Origin of the sequence: Labedella gwakjiensis, assembly GCF_003014675.1 — a bacterium.
Taxonomy (GTDB): Bacteria; Actinomycetota; Actinomycetes; order Actinomycetales; family Microbacteriaceae; genus Labedella; species Labedella gwakjiensis.
Map to the genome: position 1 here is coordinate 559,406 of NZ_PYAU01000001.1, position 19,663 is coordinate 579,068.

17 protein-coding genes are annotated in these 19,663 nt (G+C 69.6%); 9 read left to right on the plus strand and 8 right to left on the minus strand.

From position 1 onward, the window contains the following. Positions 1-45 precede the first annotated feature (45 nt). From CLV49_RS02575 to CLV49_RS02585, 3 genes are all read left to right on the plus strand, one after another. Positions 46-687: a LysE family translocator gene (locus CLV49_RS02575; RefSeq protein WP_106562137.1), complete on the plus strand. Its 642-nt coding sequence runs from the start codon at positions 46-48 to the stop codon at positions 685-687. Between the two features lie 64 nt (positions 688-751). Further along, entirely contained in the window at positions 752-1,882 is a 1,131-nt protein-coding gene (locus tag CLV49_RS02580; protein ID WP_106562138.1) for an Rv2578c family radical SAM protein, read from the plus strand. 53 nt (positions 1,883-1,935) lie between these two features. Beyond that, a complete protein-coding gene (locus tag CLV49_RS02585) occupies positions 1,936-2,163 on the plus strand; it encodes a hypothetical protein (RefSeq protein WP_106562139.1) in 228 nt (75 codons plus the stop codon). Positions 2,164-2,244: 81 nt separating this feature from the next. On the opposite strand, the gene CLV49_RS02590 is transcribed toward CLV49_RS02585, so the two are convergent. Then, positions 2,245-4,359 carry a DEAD/DEAH box helicase gene (locus CLV49_RS02590; protein WP_106562140.1) on the minus strand — a complete coding sequence of 705 codons (2,115 nt, stop codon included), beginning with the start codon at positions 4,357-4,359 and terminating at the stop codon, positions 2,245-2,247. A 486-nt stretch (positions 4,360-4,845) separates the two neighbouring features. Here CLV49_RS02590 and CLV49_RS02595 point away from each other — a divergent pair, with 486 nt between their 5' ends. Continuing rightward, positions 4,846-5,115 (plus strand): GlsB/YeaQ/YmgE family stress response membrane protein, encoded by a 270-nt coding sequence (locus tag CLV49_RS02595; RefSeq protein ID WP_106562141.1) that lies wholly within the window; start codon positions 4,846-4,848, stop codon positions 5,113-5,115. A 66-nt stretch (positions 5,116-5,181) separates the two neighbouring features. On the opposite strand, the gene CLV49_RS02600 is transcribed toward CLV49_RS02595, so the two are convergent. Beyond that, complete coding sequence (locus CLV49_RS02600; RefSeq protein WP_106564835.1) at positions 5,182-6,192, minus strand: 3-hydroxyisobutyryl-CoA hydrolase; 1,011 nt, start codon at positions 6,190-6,192, stop codon at positions 5,182-5,184. A 140-nt stretch (positions 6,193-6,332) separates the two neighbouring features. On the opposite strand from CLV49_RS02600, the gene CLV49_RS02605 reads away from it, so the two are divergent. Then, a complete protein-coding gene (locus tag CLV49_RS02605) occupies positions 6,333-6,944 on the plus strand; it encodes an antibiotic biosynthesis monooxygenase (protein WP_106562142.1) in 612 nt (203 codons plus the stop codon). 19 nt (positions 6,945-6,963) lie between these two features. Here CLV49_RS02605 and CLV49_RS02610 read toward each other — a convergent pair whose 3' ends face one another. Next, on the minus strand, positions 6,964-7,680 hold the full coding sequence (locus CLV49_RS02610; protein ID WP_106562143.1) for an MBL fold metallo-hydrolase: 717 nt from the start codon (positions 7,678-7,680) through the stop codon (positions 6,964-6,966). A 53-nt stretch (positions 7,681-7,733) separates the two neighbouring features. On the opposite strand from CLV49_RS02610, the gene CLV49_RS02615 reads away from it, so the two are divergent. The 3 genes from CLV49_RS02615 to CLV49_RS02625 are packed head-to-tail and all read left to right on the plus strand — an operon-like array spanning position 7,734 to position 11,155. Beyond that, positions 7,734-8,303: a TetR/AcrR family transcriptional regulator gene (locus CLV49_RS02615; protein ID WP_106562144.1), complete on the plus strand. Its 570-nt coding sequence runs from the start codon at positions 7,734-7,736 to the stop codon at positions 8,301-8,303. Positions 8,304-8,312: 9 nt separating this feature from the next. Next, complete coding sequence (locus CLV49_RS02620) at positions 8,313-9,692, plus strand: MFS transporter (RefSeq protein WP_106562145.1); 1,380 nt, start codon at positions 8,313-8,315, stop codon at positions 9,690-9,692. Then, positions 9,689-11,155 carry a pyridoxal phosphate-dependent decarboxylase family protein gene (locus CLV49_RS02625; protein ID WP_106562146.1) on the plus strand — a complete coding sequence of 489 codons (1,467 nt, stop codon included), beginning with the start codon at positions 9,689-9,691 and terminating at the stop codon, positions 11,153-11,155. The genes CLV49_RS02620 and CLV49_RS02625 overlap by 4 nt, the downstream gene beginning before the upstream one ends. A 21-nt stretch (positions 11,156-11,176) precedes the next feature. Here CLV49_RS02625 and crcB read toward each other — a convergent pair whose 3' ends face one another. From crcB to yczR, 5 genes are all read right to left on the minus strand, one after another. Next, complete coding sequence (gene crcB / locus CLV49_RS02630) at positions 11,177-11,557, minus strand: fluoride efflux transporter CrcB (RefSeq protein WP_106562147.1); 381 nt, start codon at positions 11,555-11,557, stop codon at positions 11,177-11,179. After that, positions 11,554-12,000 carry a fluoride efflux transporter FluC gene (locus CLV49_RS02635; RefSeq protein WP_106562148.1) on the minus strand — a complete coding sequence of 149 codons (447 nt, stop codon included), beginning with the start codon at positions 11,998-12,000 and terminating at the stop codon, positions 11,554-11,556. The genes crcB and CLV49_RS02635 overlap by 4 nt, the downstream gene beginning before the upstream one ends. 20 nt (positions 12,001-12,020) lie before the next feature. After that, positions 12,021-13,232 (minus strand): glycosyltransferase, encoded by a 1,212-nt coding sequence (locus CLV49_RS02640; protein WP_106562149.1) that lies wholly within the window; start codon positions 13,230-13,232, stop codon positions 12,021-12,023. Between the two features lie 188 nt (positions 13,233-13,420). Next, entirely contained in the window at positions 13,421-17,137 is a 3,717-nt protein-coding gene (locus CLV49_RS18505; RefSeq protein ID WP_243696793.1) for an efflux RND transporter permease subunit, read from the minus strand. A 326-nt stretch (positions 17,138-17,463) separates the two neighbouring features. After that, positions 17,464-18,894, minus strand: coding sequence for a MocR-like transcription factor YczR (yczR, locus tag CLV49_RS02650; protein WP_106562150.1), 1,431 nt, complete (start codon positions 18,892-18,894; stop codon positions 17,464-17,466). A gap of 62 nt (positions 18,895-18,956) precedes the next feature. On the opposite strand from yczR, the gene yczE reads away from it, so the two are divergent. Continuing rightward, positions 18,957-19,616: a membrane protein YczE gene (yczE, locus tag CLV49_RS02655; RefSeq protein ID WP_106562151.1), complete on the plus strand. Its 660-nt coding sequence runs from the start codon at positions 18,957-18,959 to the stop codon at positions 19,614-19,616. The last annotated feature ends 47 nt before the right edge of the window (positions 19,617-19,663 follow it).

The following is a 19,663-nucleotide window of genomic DNA, read 5'->3' on the forward strand; positions in this document are numbered from 1 at the left end:
GCACCGCTACATTCGATCCACCACCATTCGCAGACCGGAGCCGCCATGCTTCCCGCAGCCAGCGCCGGGGCATTCGCCCTTGCCGCCTTCGCACTCATCATCATCCCCGGGCCCAGCGTGCTCTTCGTGATCGGACGATCGCTCGCGCTCGGTCGACGTGGCGGTTTCCTGAGCGTGCTCGGCAATGCCCTCGGCATGCTGCCCGCGATCATCCTCGTGGCATTCGGCGTGGGAACGATCGTGGCGGAGTCGGTCCTCCTCTTCGCCGTGATCAAGTACGTCGGAGCGGCGTACGTGATCTACCTCGGCGTCCAGGCCATCCGGCATCGTCACGACCACGGCGACGATGGGGCAGCGACGGTTCGAACCCGACCATCCTCGTTACGCCTCGTCCGCGAAGGGTTCATCGTAGGAATCACGAACCCGAAGACAGTCGTGTTCTTCGTCGCGGTGCTCCCCCAGTTCGTCCATTACGAGTCGGGCGCGATCCCCGTGCAGATGCTCACCCTCGGCCTCATCTTCTTCGCCATCGCCCTCGCAAGCGACGGCGCGTGGGCGCTCACGGCCGGCACGGCTCGCGCATGGTTCGCCGGTAGCCCCCGACGCCTCTCGCGCCTCACCGCGGGCGGAGGCGTGATGATGATCGGTCTCGGCGGAACCTTGGCGCTCTCCGGCTCCAAGGCGTAGAACGTCCCGCATATCCCCGAAAGACCAGGTGTCATTCATTCGAACATATGTTCTAATGAGTGACATGAGATGGAGCACGCAGGAGATCCGAGCGGACGAGGCCTCGACGCTGCCCGGCCTGGCGCGCATCAACACCATCGTGCGCAGCGTCACCACGCCGGAGTTCGCAGGTGTCACGTTCCACGAGATCCTCGCCAAGTCGGCGCTCAACAAGGTGCCACGAGGATCCGGCATGCCCTTCGGGTGGACCATCAACCCGTATCGCGGATGCAGTCACGCGTGCGTCTACTGCTTCGCCCGTCCCACGCACACCTACCTCGATCTCAACGCCGGCACCGACTTCGACAGTCAAGTGATCGTCAAGCTCAACGTCGCCGAGGTGCTCGAGAGGGAGCTCGCAAAGCCGACCTGGCAGCATCACGCAGTGGCCCTCGGCACCAACACGGATCCGTATCAGCGAGCCGAGGGGCGGTACGCCCTCATGCCGGGAATCATCACCGCGCTCGCCTCCTCGGGCACTCCGCTCTCCATCCTCACGAAAGGCACGCTGCTCCGACGAGACCTCCCCCTGCTGGCAGACGCGGCAGAGCAGGTACCGATCGATATCGCCATGTCGATCGCGATCTACGACGACGAGCTGCAGAAGTCGATCGAGCCGGGAACGCCGAGCGCCGACGCGCGCCTGCGCACCGTGACAGCCGCGCGAGACGCCGGCTTCGACTGCTCGGTGTTCCTCATGCCGGTCCTTCCCTGGCTCACCGACACCACCGAGCACCTCGACGCGGCCATGCGCCGAATCGCAGCCGCAGGGGCCACCTCCGTGCTGTACTCGGCCCTGTACCTCAAACCCGGCGTGAAGCCCTGGTTCATGCACTGGCTCGAGCGCACGCATCCCGAGCTCGTCCCTCGCTATCGCGAGATGTATTCGGCCGGTTCCTATGCGCCCAAGGCGTACCGGCAGTGGTTGGCCAATCGGATACGGCCCCTCATCCGCGCCCACGGACTCGATGAGGGGCGCGAAGATCCGGCGACGGGCGGAATCCGATCGAGCGCACTCGGCATGTTCCGGGGGCCCGACGGCGAGCGCCGACCACTCGGACACACGAGCGAGGACAGACGGACACCAGCGTCGCGGGAGACCGTGCCGAAGCCCGTCGTGCGCTTCGAGGTCCCGGATGGCCCGACACTGTTCTGACACGGGCTCCAGGCGACACGGGCTCCAGGCGACACGGCCCTTAGGCTGACGAGATGGATTGGGCACTCACCGGCGGAAGCTGGCTCGCGATCGTCTCCCTCAACGCGGCAGTGGCCGGCGCACTCGGCCGTTCGCGACTCAACTGGTTCATCATCTCGATCTTCCTCGCGCCCATCGCGAGCTTCCTGCTCATGTGCTTCGGTCGCTCCGAGGCGCACGAACACGCCCACCAGCGCGCCATCGCAGAGCTGGAACGAGAGCGCGCGGCCGGACTGCGCTGACACGATCGCGGAACGCGAACCGCCCCCGTCACTGTCGACGGGGGCGGTTCCGTTGCGGGTTCACCGCAGCACGGCGGACGGTCAGCGGGAGGCGAGCTCGACGACGAGGTCGTCGCTCGGATGCGTCTCCACGAAGTCCGCGTCGATCTCGGCGCGCTCCAGCAGTTCGGCCATCCGACGCTGTCGGCTGCGCGTGATGAGGGTCACGACGGTGCCCTCCTTCCCGGCGCGACCGGTGCGACCGGAACGGTGCATGTACGTCTTGTACTCGTCCGGCGCGTCGGCCTGTACGACGAGGGTGATGTCGTCGACGTGGATTCCTCGCGCCGCGACATCCGTCGCCACGAGCACGTTCACACGTCCCGACGTCAGCTTCTCGAGGTTGCGGGTGCGACGGGCCTGGTTGAGGTCACCGTGCAGCGCGACGGCGAGGATGCCCGCGTCCTCGAGCTGATCGGTGAGGCGCTCGGCGTACGCACGAGTGCGCGCGAAGATGAGCGTCTTCTCATCGCGGTTGGCGAGGCGCTCGATGAGTTCGTCCTTGTCGCGGTGCTCGATCACGAGCACGCGGTGATCGATCGTCGACGATGCCTGGTCCTCACCGGCTACCTCGTGGACGGCCGGCTTCTTCAGGAACTCGTCGACGAGCGACGCGACGCCACGGTCGAGGGTGGCCGAGAAGAGGAGCTTCTGCCCGCCGCCCGACGTCTTACGCAGGATGCGCTGAACCGGCTCGAGGAAGCCGAGGTCGCACATGTGGTCTGCCTCGTCGAGCACCGTCACGACCACCTCCGACAGGTCGAGTCGCCCCTGCTCGATGAGGTCCTCGATCCGGCCAGGAGTGCCGATCACGATGTCCACTCCGCGCTGCAGCGCTCCGACCTGACGGCCCTGCGGCACACCGCCGTAGATCTGGGTGGTGAACAGACCGACGCTCCGCGCGATCGGCTGGATCGTGCCGTCGATCTGCAACGCGAGCTCGCGCGTGGGAGCGAGGACGAGGGCGCGGGGCTTGCGGCCCATCTGGCGCTTCTTGCCTCCGCCGTTCTCCATGAGCTTCTCGACGAGCGGCGCACCGAACGCGATGGTCTTTCCGCTGCCCGTACGCCCTCGCCCGAGCACGTCGCGGCCGGCCAGAACGTCGGGGATCGTCGCCGCCTGGATCGGGAAAGGGCTCTCGGCGCCGAGCTCCGCGAGGGCACGCGTGATGTTGCCGCCGAGACCGAGGTCCCCGAAGGTCACACCCTCGACGTCCTTCGCCTGGATGGCGTCGGCCTCGAGGCGCTCGAGCACGACGTCGTCCGTGGGCGTGTACCGGCTCCCCGCGTCACGGGACGGCGGGAAGCCGCCGCTGGAACGCGGACCGCCGGAACGGTCGTCGCGGCGCGGACGGTCATCGCGCGAGAACCGGTCGCTGCGCGCCGGGCGCTCATCGCGGGAGAACCGGGCGGGTCGGTCGTCCCGGTCGTCTCGGTCGTTCCGAGAGGGACGGTCATCACGAGAAAAACGGTCACCGCGCGCCGGACGCTCATCACGCGAGAACCGGGCGGGACGGTCGTCCCGGTCACCGCGCGCAGGACGCTCATCACGCGAAAACCGATCGTCGCGGGCAGGACGGTCGTCGCGAGAGAAACGATCGGTCCGAGCCGGACGCGCGTCGCGGCCCGAGCGCTCGTCACGGGAGAATCGGTCCGAACGAGCGGGACGCTCATCACGGGAGAACCGATCGGTCCGAGCGGGACGCTCATCACGGGAGAACCGAGCGGGACGGTCGTCGCGATCGTTGCGCGCCGGACGCTCGTCGCGAGAGAAGCGGTCACTACGAGCGGGACGCTCGTCACGGGAAAAACGGTCCGAACGAGCAGGACGCTCATCGCGCGAGAAACGAGCCGAACGAGCAGGACGCTCCTCACGGCCGTTCCGAGCAGGACGCTCGTCACGCGAGAAGCGGTCTCCGCCTCGGGTGTCACGACCGCCACGCGCGTCACGGTCTCCACCGCGGGCTTCACGCTCTCCTGCGCGGGTGGCGCGCTCGTCGGCGTTCCATCTCGCCTTCTTCTCCACCGGCTCCGTCTCGCGGAATCCGCGGTGCTTCGGGCTTCGGCTTCCCGGTCGCCCGGACGAGCGCTTCGGGGCGTACGCGGGGTCGAAGTTGCGTGCCGGGCGTCCGCCGCCTGGCTTGTTGTTCTTGGGCATCAGGTGCCTTCCTGGGTGACTCGCGTTAAACAGCGTTCACGGCACGACGGTGTCGCGCTCGCATACCCACGCGCCTGATTGTCGGGAACAGGACTGTTGGAGACAGATCCGTTGAAGAACAGAACTGCTCGAAACGGTACTGTTCCAAACGGTACTGTCGGAGACAGTGGCCGGGGACCGTTCACTCGATGTGATCTCACCAACGTTTTCGCTGGGAACCGGTCCTCTAGACAAACAGTGAAGCACGCGGAAGAACGTCCCGCGCCGTCCAGAAACCGACCTGCCCACGTTACAGCATTAGCTCCGAAACCGCACGGAATCAGCAGAATCCGTGCACGCGGGTGCGTACTACCTCGGTTCTCACCCACTCCGCAAGGCCCCCCTGCTCACTCCCAGCCACCCCTAACGTTGGTGCCGCGGTCGAGGTTCGGCCGCTCGCGGTGGTGCCCCACGACGGCCCGCCGCACCTACATGGAGGTGTGACACATGGGATTCCTCGGATTTCTCCTTCTCGGACTGATCGCCGGTGCGATCGCGAAGCTCATTCTTCCCGGACGACAGGGCGGCGGATGGATCATCACGCTCGTCCTCGGTGTCGTTGGCGCGCTGCTCGGTGGTTTCATCGGCAGCCTGCTCTTCGGCCGCGGCCTCGAAGAGTTCTTCGACCTCGGTACCTGGCTCCTCGCGATCGGTGGCGCGATCATCGTGCTGCTGATCTACGGTGCCCTCACGGGACGCAAGGGCAGCCGCGCCTGACCTAGCGTCATCACGACGAAGCCCCCTCGGTGTCGACCGAGGGGGCTTCTTCGTGCACAGGACACGTCACCGAGCGGCGGCGATCGCCTCCACCTCGGCCGCATCGACGTCTCCGATGCGCGCAGGCGACCATCGCGGCGAACGGTCCTTGTCCACGACCTGGGCCCTCACGCCCTCGGCGAAGTCGGGTCGCGCGAAGAGGGCCGTCGATACGGCGAGATCACGATGGAGGACCCGCTCGAGGTCGTCGTCGAGCGCGGCGAGCTCGATGGTACGCAGGGTGACGGCGAGCGACATCGGCGACATCGTCTCGATGGCGGCCGCAGCCTCCGCTGCCTCCGATTCGGGTCGCGCCCGCAGCGCCGCGAGGATGTCCCCCACGGAACCGGAGTCGTACGCCGCGTCGATCCACGCCCGTGCGGCGAGGAGCTCGGATTCGGGCGGCGTCTGAGCCACTCGCGCGACGATCTCCGCGGCCTCGGCACCGGGCAGGATGAGTGCGTCCACGAGCTCCAGCACATCGCTCGAGGGCACGTAGGAGTCGGCGAAGCCCGCTGCGATGGCATCGGCACCGGTCATGGTGGCGGCGGTGAGGCCCACGTGGAGGCCGAGCAGACCGGGCGCACGTGCGAGGAGCAGAGCGCCTCCGACGTCGGGAGCGAGACCGATCCGGACCTCGGGCATCGCGACGCGCGACCGCTCCGTGACGACGCGAAGACGCGCGTGGCCCGAGAGGCCGACGCCACCGCCCATCGTGACGCCGTCCATGACGGCGACGACGGGCTTCGCGTAGCGGGCGATCTCCAGGATCGTCGCGTACTCGAGTTCCCAGAACCTCCGCGCCTCCTGCGGCCCGGCCTCGGTGATCATCCGTACGTCTCCACCCGCGCAGAAACCGCGGTCCCCCGCTCCGTCGATGAGGACCGTCTCGACGTCGTCGCGGTCGCGCCACGAGGCGAGCGCATTGGAGATACGGGTGAGGATCCCGGGGGTGAGTGCGTTGAGTCTCTCCGGCCGGTCGAGCGTGATGTGGCCGAGCCGGCCCTCAACCCGGATATCGACATCGTCGTCTGTCATGAACCCAGAGTATGGCCCCGCGCGCGCCGCGCCGAAACGGCACGGTTCGCCGGCCTCCCGGGCGACACTCGACACGCCGGACACGGTCCACCCGCTCGACCCGTTACCGAGCGGAAACGTCCGTGCACGATGCTGGATGCATGGCACAACCGATCACGGTCTCGATCGAGCGCGCGGTGGATCCCGCTCGCATCACCGAGGCCACCGCATGGGTCCAGGCGGGCATCCAGCTCGCGAACAAGCATCCGGGTTTTCTCGGGTCCGGATGGGTACGGGCGGGGGACGACTCCTGGACGTGGCACATGCTCTACCGGTTCACGGACGAGTCGACGCTCACCGCCTGGGAGGGCTCCCCCGAGCGGCAGTGGTGGCTGAGTACAGGCCGCGACTTCGCGACGGAGTCCCGCGTGGAGAGACGCACCGGGATCGAGGGCTGGTTCGATCAGCCGGTGGGCCGCACGGTGGAGGTGGGCGCCCCGGACACCGGGTCGACGGCGACGCCCCCGACGGGCGCCGTATCGACCGTGCCATCGGTGCCGCCGCGCTGGAAGCAGGCGGTGAGCATCTGGCTGGGATTCTTTCCCGTGAATCTCGCCTTCAGCCTGCTCGTGCTCTTCCTGCCCTGGTGGGAGGACGTCGCAGTTCTCTGGCGCGTCCTCATCACCACGCTCGTGCTCACTCCGATCATGACCTTCTGGGTGCTCCCGGCGGTGACGCGGCTCATCCGCCCCTGGTTGCAGGCGTCCAGGTAGTAAGCCTGTCGTCCTTCGGTCAGTCGGCCGCCGTCGCCTCGACAGCGCGTACGGCCTCGCCGACGCCTCCGCTCCAGGGCGCCCCGTGACCGGGCAGGACCCAGCGGGCGCCCGTCGGCAGGAGGTGCTTCAGCGACTGGAGCGCCTCGGCCGGTTCGTCCGTGAAGGGGGCCGGTCGCGGGCCGGTGCGTCCGGTGAGGACGTCCCGCGTCGTGAGGGCGTCGCCCACGAACACGGCGTCGACGGCAGGGACGCGCACGGCGACGCTGCCGGGTGAATGGCCCGGCATCCCGATGATCCGCGGCGATCCCGGCAGATCGAGGACGTCGCCGTCTCGTACATCGACGGTCTCCCGAAGCGGCGTCGAACGCAGTCCGCCGGAGCGGATCGTGGAGACGAGGAAACGGAGGACGGGTCCGAGGCGTAGGGCCTGTCGAGCGTTCTTCGGCTGAGGCCCACCCTTCGCGCGCCCGGCGTCCGCCGGGTGCACGAAGACGGGTACGCCGTGATCGCGACGGAGCCGCTCGGCGAACCCGATGTGGTCGGAGTCTCCGTGCGTGAGGATCACCCCGCGCACGTCGTCGAGCGACCTGCCCATCGTGCGCAGCTCGGCGACGAGGTCGCGGAAGTGGCCGGGGAGGCCGGCGTCGATGACGGTGACACCCTCGGCGGTATCGACGAGGTAGGCGGCGACGATGTCGTCGCCGAGACGGTGGAGGGAGGGGGCGAGTTCCATGATGGCTACGATACGTAGCCATCATGGCTATTGTCAATAGCTATACTCGGAGCATGCCCACCCCCGAACGGACCTCCCTCGACGCGATCGTCACCGCCGCCTCCGATCTGCTGGAGGAGACGGGACTCGTGGGCGTGACGATGCAGGCCGTGGCCGACCGCGTCGGAGTACGCCCACCGTCGCTGTACAAGCGCGTGGAGAACCGCGAGCGACTCATTCAGCTCGTCGCCGAGGCGACGCTCACGGAGGTCGGCCGCCTCACCGCGGACGCCGAAGGGCCGGCCGACCTCGCGAATACGATGCGCGCGTTCGGACACCGTCGACCGGCGGCGTTCCAACTCGTCATGACACCGAGCCCCGGCACCCCGGTGGCCGGCGATCCGTTCCGGGTCGCGGCGTCGGCATCGATCCTGCGCGTCTCGCGCGACCTCGTCGGCGACACCCGCGCGCTCGAGGCAGCGCGCACACTCACGGCTTGGACCGCGGGATTCATCACGATGGAACTGGGCGGCAGCTTCCGTCTCGGCGGAGACCTCGAGGACGCGTGGCGGTTCGGTCTCGAGCGCATCACCGCCGCCCTCGCGTCCGCCGACGACGGGGAATCGGCGGCACCCCGGGACTAGGATCGGGCCATGGATGCCCTGTCGCGGACGCTGGAGCGCCGCACGGTCGCGGCCTACGCCGCCGGCTCCCTCGCAACCGGAGGCTTCGCGACGCTTCCGGGCCTCGTGCTCGTCTACTTCCTCACCGACACCCTCGGCGTCGCGGCCCTCGCCGCCGGCGCGATCGTCACGGTCGTGAAGGTGTGGGACGTCCTGATCGATCCCATCATCGGCGCTCGGAGCGACCAGAGCCTCGCTCGTACCGGTTCGCGTCGCCGCTACATGGTGTGGGGCGCCATCTCCCTCCCCATCCTGTTCGCCGTGACGTTCGCCGCGCCGGCGAGTCTCGGCCCGCTCGCGAGCGGCGCATGGGTGCTCGTGGCGTTCCTGCTCACGGCGACGGCGTTCAGCCTGTTCCAGGTCGCATACGTGGCGCTGCCGGCCGAGCTCGTGAAGCGGTACGACGAACGCACGCGCCTGCTCACCTGGCGTGTCGTCGTCCTGGCCGTGGCGATCCTCCTCTTCGGCGCCGGTGGGCCGGCTCTCCGAGCCCTCCCGGACGATCAGGGCTCCGGGTATCTCCTGATGGGCGCCGTCGCCGGGGTCCTGATCGGAGTGGGAATGTTCGTGGCCTCGCGGGTGGCCCCGACGGACATCCCCCGGGCGAGCGTGCGGGCCACGGCGTCCCTCGCCCAGAACTACTCCGGCGGCATCGACGCCCTGCGGCGGAGCCGCGCCTTCCGCTCCCTGCTCGCGACGTTCATGCTGCAAGGGCTCGCGACGGGCCTCATGCTCGCAGGGGCGCAGTTCGTGGCCACGTGGGTGCTCCGCTCCGAGCTCGCCGTCACCCTGCTGTTCGTTGCGCTCATCGCGCCGGCTGTGCTCCTCGCGCCCGCCTGGGGCCGGTTGGCCCGCCGGATCGGCAAGGAACGTGCGTTCGTGCTCGCGAGCACCGGTTTCACCGTCGCGGCGCTCCTTCTGCTCGGGCTGCTCTGGGAGCCGGGACCGTGGGTGTACGCCCCGATCGCGCTCGCAGGCGCTGCGTACGCCGGGATGCAGGCGCTCCCCCTCGCGATGCTGCCCGATGTCATCTCGGACGACGCGCGTCGCCACGGTTCCGGGCATGCCGGCGTGATCGGCGGTCTCTGGACCGCCGGCGAGACGGCGGGCATGGGGTTCGGCGCGATCCTCCTGACCGTGGTGCTCGCCGCGACGGGGTACGCGGAGTCGACCGCTGACATGGTCGTCGACCAGCCGGCGACCGCGATCACGGGCATCGTCGTGGCCTTCAGCATCGTGCCGGCCGCCCTCGTGGCGCTGAGTCTCCTGACCTTGCGCAGCTACCCGTTGCGCCGAGCCGATATCGACGGCGAGCTCGAAACGGTCGAACCTCACGAGAGCGCGCGATGAACCACGAGCTCGACGAGCGATCGCGCGCCGTCCTCGAGAAGCTCACGGATCTGCGGCGCTCCGATGCGCCGACCCACGGTGGACACGTGCTGTCGTACGTGTACGACTCGGGTCTCGCGGAACTCGACGCGCTCGCCCGCGAGGCGGCGGCGGCCGTGCAGTCGCTCAATGCCCTCGATCCGACGACCTTCCCGTCCATCGCCTCGATGGAACGGGACGTCGTCGGCTTCGCGCGGACGATGCTGCACGGCGACGACGACGTCGTGGGGTCCGTCACCTCGGGCGGCACCGAGAGCTGTCTCCTGGCCGTCAAGACCGCACGGGACCTGCGGAACGCAGCGGGCAGGCACGCCGGAACGCCCACGATCGTCGCGCCGAGCACAGTGCACGCGGCGTTCGGGAAGGCGGCGCACTATTTCGGGCTCGAGCTCGTGCGGGTTCCCGTGGGTCCGGACGGGGTCGTCTCGGCCGACGCGATCGCCGACGCCATCGACGATCGCACCGCGCTCGTCGTCGTGTCCGCGCCGTCCTATCCGTTCGCCGCGATGGATCCGGTCACTGACGTGGCACGCATCGCCACCGATCACGGCCTCCCCTGTCACGTCGATGCCTGTATCGGCGGGTGGGTCCTGCCCTGGTGGGGCCACGAGGTGGCGCCGTGGGACTTCCGCGTCCCCGGTGTCACGAGCATCTCGGCCGACGCCCATAAGTACGGCTACGCCCCGAAGGGCGCGTCCATCCTCCTGCACCGCGGCAGGGACCGGCAGGCCGCACAGTTCTTCGCGACGACGGACTGGCCCGGGTACCCGGTCGTGAACCCCACGATGCTGGGCTCCCGCTCGGCCGCTCCGCTCGCGGCGACCTGGGCGATCACGCAGCGACTCGGTCCGGACGGCTTCGCCCGGCTCGCGGAACGATGCCGCCGAGCCACCGGATCACTCGTCCACCTGATCGAGGGGATCGAGGGACTCCGCGTGGTCGGCAGACCGACAGGACCGCTCCTCGCGGTGGCGACCGACGAGTCCGTCGCCGCGGATCGGCGCGTCGATCCTCACCACTGGGCGGACGAGGCGCGCGACCTCGGATGGGTCCTGCAGCCGCAGCCCTCGTACGTCCAGTCGAACGGCTCGCGCCTGCCCTCCACCACCCACCTGACGGTGACGCCCGTGACGGAGTCGGTGCTGCCGGACCTCGCGGGGACTCTCGCCGAGGCGGCTGACCTGGTGCGAGGGGTGGGGCCGGCTTCTGCCGCGGATGCGCTCGGATCACTTCCCGCCGACGTGTTCGCGGGGCCCACCCTCGACGCCGCGACGGCCGATGCGCTCCTCGCGGCCCTGGGCCTCGGCGGGGACGCGCCCCTCCCGCCACGGCTCGCGCCCGTCATGGCCCTCATCGAGGCTGCGCCTCGCACCCTCGCCGAACGTCTGCTCGTCGCGCTCTTCGCGGGGCTCTCGACGCCCTGACGCACCGCTGGAGGCGCGGTGTCAGAGGGCCGAGCCGACGGCGATGCCGAGCGACGCGGAGGCGACAGCGAGCACCACGACGCCGAGCACGTACGCGATGGCCGGCAGATACCGTCCCTTCTGCGCCAGTCGCACCGCCTCGAGGCTGGCCGTGCTGAACGTCGTGTAGCCGCCCATCAGGCCTCCGCCGCCGACGAGTAGCCATTCGGCCGGGATTCCGGCCGACGCCGCCGCGCCGACCAGGAGACCGAGCCCGAAGGAGCCCGAGACATTGATGACGGCTGTCGCCAGGGGGAAGGACCCGCCGAGCCGCGGCGTGATGGCCGCGTCGACCGAGTACCGCAGGGCTGCCCCGAGCCCGCCGGCCACGCAGATCGCCACGAACAACCAGGGTTCGATCATGCGCCTCCCCTCCCGCGTTCGATTCGACGATGCAGTGCGCCGCCCACGGCGACACCGGCGATCGAGGCGAGGAGCCCGGCGACGAGTGTCGCAGCGACGTAGAGCACGGCCACAGCCGGAACGCTCTGCAGGAGCAGGGCCGCATCGGCGGCGAAGGCGCTGTAGGTCGTGAAGCCACCGAGCACCCCCGTGCCGAGAAGCAAGCGGACGCGGCGAGCCCTGCCCTCGTCCGGCCCTCGGCGAGAGAGCGTCTCGAGAAGGACGCCGAGCACGAAGGCGCCCACGACGTTGATGAGGAGGATCGCGGTCGGGAAGCCGCCTGCCGATGTCGGGAAAGACAGCGCGAACGCCTCACGGACACCGGTGCCGACGGCTCCGCCGACGAAGACGAGAACAAGAGCGTGGACGTGCGACACGTCGCTCGAACGCTGTGCTGTCGTCACGCGGCACCTCCCCGCCCAGGCTACCCGGCGAGCGAGACGTCCTCCGCCGTCCGCACGGACGCGAGGTCCTCGACGACCATGCGATAGCCGTCGATCATCCGCTCCCGGCCGAACCGTCCGCGGGCTGCGAGAGCGGCGGCACGCAGTTCGCCGCGTCGACCGAGGACGTCGCACCACGACGACGCGATGTCCGAAGCGTCGTGGGACGTGACCACCCCGATGCCCTCGACACGGGCGGCCGCGTCACCGACGTCGGTCGTGACCGGCGTCGCCCCGCACGCCGCCCCCTCGATCAGGCACAGGGGCGAGGCCTCCCCGAACGCGCTCGTCAGGGCGACGATGTCGGCGATCCGGTAGAGCGCCGGCATGTCGTCGACGATCCCCATCGGATGCACGCGTGCGGACGGCACGACCGACGATTCCCGGGCCAGGGCGGCGAACGCCTCGTTGTCCCACGTCATCCCGGCACCGCACAGCACGTAGTGGCAGTCGGGCCGTCGCACGGCGTGAGCAGCCACGGCTCGGAGGAAGAGCCCCGGGTCCTTCATCGCGTCGAAGCGCGCGGCGTAGACCACGACGGGCGCGCCCGCCGGGATGCCGAGACGTTCACGGGTCAGACGGTCCTCCTCGATGTTCCCCGGTCGGAAGCGCGCGGTGTCGATGCCGTTCGCGATCACCGAGCGGTTGCCGGCTGCCACGCCGACGCGCGCGTAGGCGTCGCTCGTCGATGCGGCGCACGAGACCGTGGCCGTCACGAGGCCCGTCGCCGCGCCTTCCACGAGCCATCCCAGGGCCGGGCCGGAGTGCAGCGGGTCGGAGCGGTGGAGGCAGGCCGCCACGGGGACGTCCGGCATCATGTCACGGTCGCGGAGGGCGAGCAGAAGGCCGATCGGCTGTTCCTTGAGAGACAGCACGACGTCGGCGGAGCGCACGGCGTCCGCCGCGATCCGCAGCTCGGCGTCCGTGAAGGACGCCCTCTCGGGAGGGTGGACTCCGGCCATCCTCCCGAGGGTCGTCATGCCCACACCGGCGGACACCAGCCGTCGGTAGCGGGGGTCCTCGTCCATCGACTGGACCGTCGATTCACGGACCGCCGCCGAGGCGATCGACAGCACGGCGTGCTCCTGGCGCCCCGAGGCATGGAGCCCCGCGACCAGGTCGGAATGGAGGATGCGCGCTCCTCCGGCGAAGAAGCCTTCATAGAGCGAGAGAACTCGGATGGGACGGGACATCTGGACACCTCTCGGGTCGTGGGTGCGGCGTCTCCGCCGAGTCCACCCATGCTCCGACGCCGTCCTCGGTGTGTCGATGGACGGCAGATGTGCAGAACGTGAACAACCCGCCCACGACGACGAGACCGCGCGGACACCCGGAGTCCGGAGTGCCCACGCGGTCGCGAGTGGAGGTCGCCGCGGCGCGGTCAGGCGGCGCGTGCCGCCTTCGCCTCACGGCGGGCGCGCCGCCTGTCCTTCGCTCCCTCGACCAGGTTGTAGAGACTCGGCAGCACGATGAGCGTCAGGATGGTGGACGACACGAGGCCTCCGATCACGACGATCGCGAGCGGCTGCGAGATGAACCCGCCGTGCCCCGTGATACCGAGCGCCATGGGGACGAGCGCGAAGATCGTCGCGAACGCCGTCATCAGGATCGGGCGCAGTCGGCGGACGGAACCGTGTTCCACCGCATCCGGGACGCTCATGCCTCGACGCCTGTACTGGTTCACGAGGTCGACGAGCACGATCGCGTTCGTGACCACGATGCCGATGAGCATGAGCACCCCGATGAGCGACGGCACGCCGAGCGGCACTCCCGTCAGCACCTGCAGCCCGATCGCACCGGTGGCCGCGAAGGGCACCGAGACGAGGAGGAGCAGCGGCTGCCGCAGCGAGCGGAAGGTGGCCACCATGACGATGTAGACGATGAGGACGGCCGCGAGAAGCGCGAGGCCCAGCTGCTGGAACGCGCTCGACTGGTCTGACGCCACTCCACCGAGGCTCGCGGAGGCGCCACCCGTGAGATCTGCCTCGTCGACGGCCTGCTGCACGAGAGAACTCGCCGTGCCCACGTCGTCGCTCGACGGGGTGACGCTCACCGTGGACGAGCGCAGGCCGGACACCGTCGTGATCGTCGCCGGCCCATCGACCTGCTCGATGGTCGCGAGCGTGTCGAGGGCCACGATGCCGGTGGGCGTCGGGATCTCGAGCGCCGCGAGCTCGTCGCGGGTCGTGGGCGGGTCCTCGCTCGCGATGTAGATCGAGAGCGTCGTCTCATCGATGACGATGCTGCCCACGGTCTGCGGCTGCATCGCACCCGAGACGATCGCGCCGAGCGCGACCTCGGAGTACCCTGCGGCCGCTGCGGCCTCGCGGTCGACAGCGACCTCGATGTAGGGGCGCGACTCACTCAGATTGTCGGTGACCTCCGAGACCATGTCGAGGCCGCTGACGGCGTCGACGATGTCGTCGGTCGCCGTCTGGAGCGCGTCCTGATTGGGGGCGGTGATCTCCACCTCGATGTCGCTCGAACCGCCGAAACCGCTCGAGACCTGCACGCTGATCTCCCCGACGTCATCGAGGGCGGCGAGCTCGTCCCGCACGTCCGCCTGCAGCGCGTCCTGGTCGGCGTCCTCGTCCGTCGTGACGGAGTAGGTGATCGTGCCCTCTCCCCCACCGCCGAAGAGCGCCTGGACGCCGCTCCCGGACGAGCCGATCGAGACCTGGACCGTGTCGACGCCCGTGGTGTCGATGAGGGTCCTCTCGACGTCGGTCGACGCGGCGTCGAGCTCCTCGAGGCTCGTCCCGACCGGGAGCGTCTGGGTGACGCTGAACGTGTTCTGCCCCGATCCGCCGAGGAAGTTCGTCTTCATGAACGGCACGGCGAAGCCGGTGCCCACGAGGACGAGGAGAGCGAGGACGAGCGTGACGACGGAGTGCTTGAGCGTCCACCGGATGACCGGAAGGTAGGCGCGCTGCAACACGGTGGGGTGCTCCACGTCGTCGTCGACGACGGCGCGCTCTCGACGCGCGCGGCGCGAGGGGATCTCGGCCGCGGCGGCGACGAGAGCGGGCTGCGGCTCCGGTGCGGGTTCCGGCTCCGGTGCGGGTTCAGGCTCTGGTGCGGGTTCAGGCTCCGGCTCCGCTTCCTGTCCGGCAATGGTCTCATCGGGCGCGTCACTATCCGGCTCGACGGGCGAGTCAGCGTCCGGCTCAGTGCCCGACTCGGCGTCCGGTTCGACGGCCGACTCGGCGGTGGTCTCGGACGAGACACCCGCTTCGTGGCTCTCCGGGCGACGGGCATCGACGATCCATCCCGGTTCCACGATCGCGGGAGCCGCGGCGACACCCGAGGGAAGGGATGGGCGGGCATTCGGGGCGACCTGCGGTTCGGTGTCGTCCGGGTCCTCCTCGTCGGGGAAGGCGTCGACCGGCCCGGCATCGGCGAGGCTCGTGTCGGTGTCGGCGGCGGTGTCGGCGGCGGTGTCGGGCACGGGCCGGGAGCGTTCGGACTCGATCTCCGCACCTTCGGGCTCGGTCGTGTGGGACGACACGGTCTGATCCGCGGCCTCCGCGTGATCCGCTGGATCCACGTGATCCGCAGGCTCCGGTGAGACGGCGGCAGGAACGGCGACCTTCTTCGGCTTCGGTGCCCGGAGGAACCAGTAGGCGAGCACGGGGACGATCGTGAGAGCCACGAGGAGCGACGCGAGGAGCGCGATCGTGACGGTGAGGGCGAACGGCCGGAACAGCTCCCCCGAGATGTCACCGACGAACGCGAGCGGGAGGAACACCGCGACGGTCGTGATCGTCGACGCCGTGATGGCTCCGGCCACCTCTCGGACGCCGCTCAGGATCGCGGTGGTGCGACCCTCCGTGCCGCTCTCGCGCCCCACGAGAGCGAGATGCCGCTTGATGTTCTCGATGACGACGATCGAGTCGTCGACCACACGGCCGATCGCGATCGTGAGCGCGCCGAGCGTGATGATGTTGAGCGTGTATCCCGTCGCCTGCATACCGATGAAGGTGATGAGCACCGACGTCGGGATCGAGATGGCCGTCACGATCGTCGCGCGCACCGAGAGCAGGAACACGAGGATGACGATGACGGCGAAGCCCAGCCCGAGCAGACCCTCCGTCGCGAGAGCCTCGATCGACTGCTGGATGTAGGGCGCCTGATCGAAGACCACGGTCAGGGTCGCGTCGTCTCCGAGCGCATCCTCGAGGTCCGGGATGATCGCGATCACGGCCTTCGAGACGTCGACGGTGTTCGCATCGGGGAGCTTCGTGACGGCGATCGTGAGCGCGTCCTCGCCGTCGACGCGGGACAGCGACGTGACGGGGTTGTCCGTGAGGTCGACACTCGCGACGTCGCCGATCGTCAGCGGCTCACCCGCCGAGACCTGCCCGACGAGCGGGATGCCGGCGACGTCGTCGACGCTCGCGAGGCGCGACCCCGCCTGCACGGCGAACGTGCGCCCGTCCTCGGTGATCTCACCGGCCGGGATGAGGACGCCGTTCTGGTCGAGCGCGTCCGAGATCGCCTGCTGGGTGAGGCCAGCCGCGGCGAGAGCCGCCTGATCGGGCACGATCGTGACGCGCTGCCCGGTCTCGCCGGAGAGAGACGCGTCGCGGACGCCGTCGAGCTCGCGGATGTCCGCGAGCACGGAGGTGTTGATCGCTGCGGAGAGCTCATCGGTCGAACCACCGCCCGTGGCGGCGATCCGGATGACGGGGAAGTCGTCGAGTCCGCCCGTGACGGTCTGCGGGTCCACGTCGTCCGGAAGGGACGACGAGAGGCGGTTGATCGCGAGCGTCACCTTCTGCTCGGCGGTGGCGAGGTCCGTCCCGTACGCGAACGTGACGGACACGAGGCTGAGGTTGGTGCTCGACGTCGCCGTCGTCGACTCGACGCCCGCGATGCCCTGGACCGCCGTCTCGATCGGTGTCGAGACGTCCTCCTCGACGACGGCAGGTGACGCGCCGGGGTAGGACGTCACGACAGCGAGCTGCGGGAACTCCACGCTCGGCGCGAGCTCCTGCTTGAGGCTCGTGAGGGCGATCCCGCCGAACACCGCCGCGACGATGGTGACGAGCGCGATGAGCGCACGATTCTTCATGCTCAGGACGGCAAGGATGTGCACGGGGATCCCTCGATACGGCTGGGCCGTCCGGCGGTCTCGCGCCGGCGACGACAACGGTGGTGCGTGTCCGCCGACCCATGTTCGCCGGCGTGCGCGACGCTCGGGCCGCGCTTCCTGATTCTCCCACAGCGCCGCCTCCGCCCGACCGGCCGCGCGCGTACTCCTCGTCGCCCCGAGCCCTCACATCCTGCGGGTACCGGACCCGTCGCACTATCCCACTGCGACAACCCGAAAGAGGGCGTCGACCGAGTGCACGCGCCATGCGGGCGGCGGGTCGGTCACACCGTCAGGATGCGACACCCCGGCACGACGGCGAGCCGGGTTTCTCAGACCACGGAGGCGAGGTCGGGCATCGCTGGGACCGGATCACGCACGAGCGAGGCCCATGCGCGCTGCAGCGCCTCGATGCCGCGCTCCGTCTCGGGTACCGAGTACGTGATGGGGATGCGCAGGAATCGCTCGAAGGCTCCGTCGATGCCGAACCGCGGTCCGGCCGCGATCACGAGCCCCTGCGAACGGGCAGCGAGAGCCAGTTGCGAGCTCAGAGGCGCGCCGATCCCCACCCAGAGCGCCAACCCGCCGTGGACGCGGGGCACCTCCCATCGCGGGAAGTGCTCGGCCAAGAGCCTCTCGACACGGAAGCGCGTGCCCGCGAGCTGCGCACGACGCAGGTCGATGATGTCGTCGAGCCGAGGGAGCAGCTCGATGCTCACGAGCTGCTCGAGGATGGGGGTGCCGAGGTCGCCGATCGAGCGGGCGACGACGAGCTTCCGGATGGTCTGGCGGTCGGCGCGAATCCACCCGATCCGCAGACCGCCCCAGACGGTCTTGCCCAGCGAGCCGATCGTGATGATGCGCGCACCCTCCGCGTTGTCGGCGGCGAACGGCCGATGCGGCTCAGCCCGATCGATCGACAGGTCGGCGGTGGTCTCGTCGATCACGAGGATCGTCCCCGTCCGTGCTGCCGCCCGCCGGACCGCCGCCCGGGTCGTCGGCGACATCGACGCGCCCGTGGGGTTGTGGAAGTCGGGCATCAGATAGGCCAGCACCGGGTTGGTGCGCTCGAAGGCCTGCGTCACCTCGGCGTCGTCCCACCCCTGCTCGCTCGAGACCGTCACCGGCACGAGCCGCGCGCCCACGGCACGCAGGGCGTCGTGCGCGTGCGGGTAGCTCGGCATCTCGAGGAGTGCGCGGTCGCCGCGCGAGACCATCGTGCGGGCGAGGAGGCCGATCGCGTGCTGGGCGCCGAGCGTCACCATGATCTCGTCCGGCGATGTCGGCAGTCCCGCCTCGCTGTACCGATCGGCGAGGGCACGCCTCAGCTCGGGGAGGCCGACCGGGTCGTAGTCGAACTCGGTGAGATAGCGCGGAAGGCGTGCGGCCGCGGCCACCGAGGCGTCGGCGACGAGGGCCGACGCGGGCATGGAGGCCTTGCTGAAGTCGAGAGCGCCCTGCTCGCGGACCGGAACCACATCGGGTTCGGCCCCCGGAAGCCGCGCGATGCTTCCCGAACCGCGCAGGCTCTCGAGGTAGCCGCTCTCGCGGAGCTCGCGATACGCCGCCGTCACCGTGGTGCGGGAGAGGCCGAGGCGCTCGGCGAGGTCCCGTTCGGCGGGGAGCCTCGTATCGGTGGGGACGCGGCCGTCGAGGATGAGGAGCCGCACGCGATCCGCGAGGCTGCGGTAGGCGGCGTCGGATCCACGCCAGTCCCCGAGGAGCGAGGACAGCGCACGCGCCGTGATGTGGACATCGACCATGCGGCCACCATAGTGGGATTGGCATCTTGATCCAAGGCCAAAAACACAATTGGATACTCATCATGCTCCGACGGATCTCTCAACTGCTCATCGGCCTCGTCCTCTACGGGGTGGCCGACGCGCTCATGATCCGTGCCGTCCTCGGGGTCGACCCGTGGACGGTGCTCTCGCAGGGCCTGTCGATCCACACGGGACTCGGCATCGGGATCCTCACGAACATCGTCGGAGTGCTCGTCCTCCTGCTCTGGATCCCGCTCCGCCAGCGGCCCGGGGTGGGGACGATCCTGAACATCCTCATCATCGGCCCGTCGATCGAGCTCGGCCTCTGGCTCGTCCCGCCGATGACGGAATTGTGGGCGCAGATCCTGATGTTCGCGGCCGGTCTCGTGCTCCTCGCGGTCGCGAGCGGACTCTACATCGGCGCGCGCATGGGGCCGGGTCCACGTGACGGCCTCATGACCGGAATCAACAAGCGCTTCGGTGTGCCCATCTGGATCGCGCGGACCTCCGTGGAGATCACCGTTCTCGTGACGGGCTGGATCCTCGGCGGCAACGTGGGACTCGGCACGGTGGCCTTCGCCCTCCTCATCGGCCCGCTCTGCAACATCACGCTGCCGTTCTTCGCGATCCGCGCCCCCGCCGTCACGCCCGAAGCCGCCCCGGAGGCGATCGACGCGTCCGAATCCCGCCCGCCGACCACCCCGCTCCCCCTCATCCCCTGACCTCCCCACCGAAAGGGCTACACCCGAGCGAGGGCGCCAGGTACACC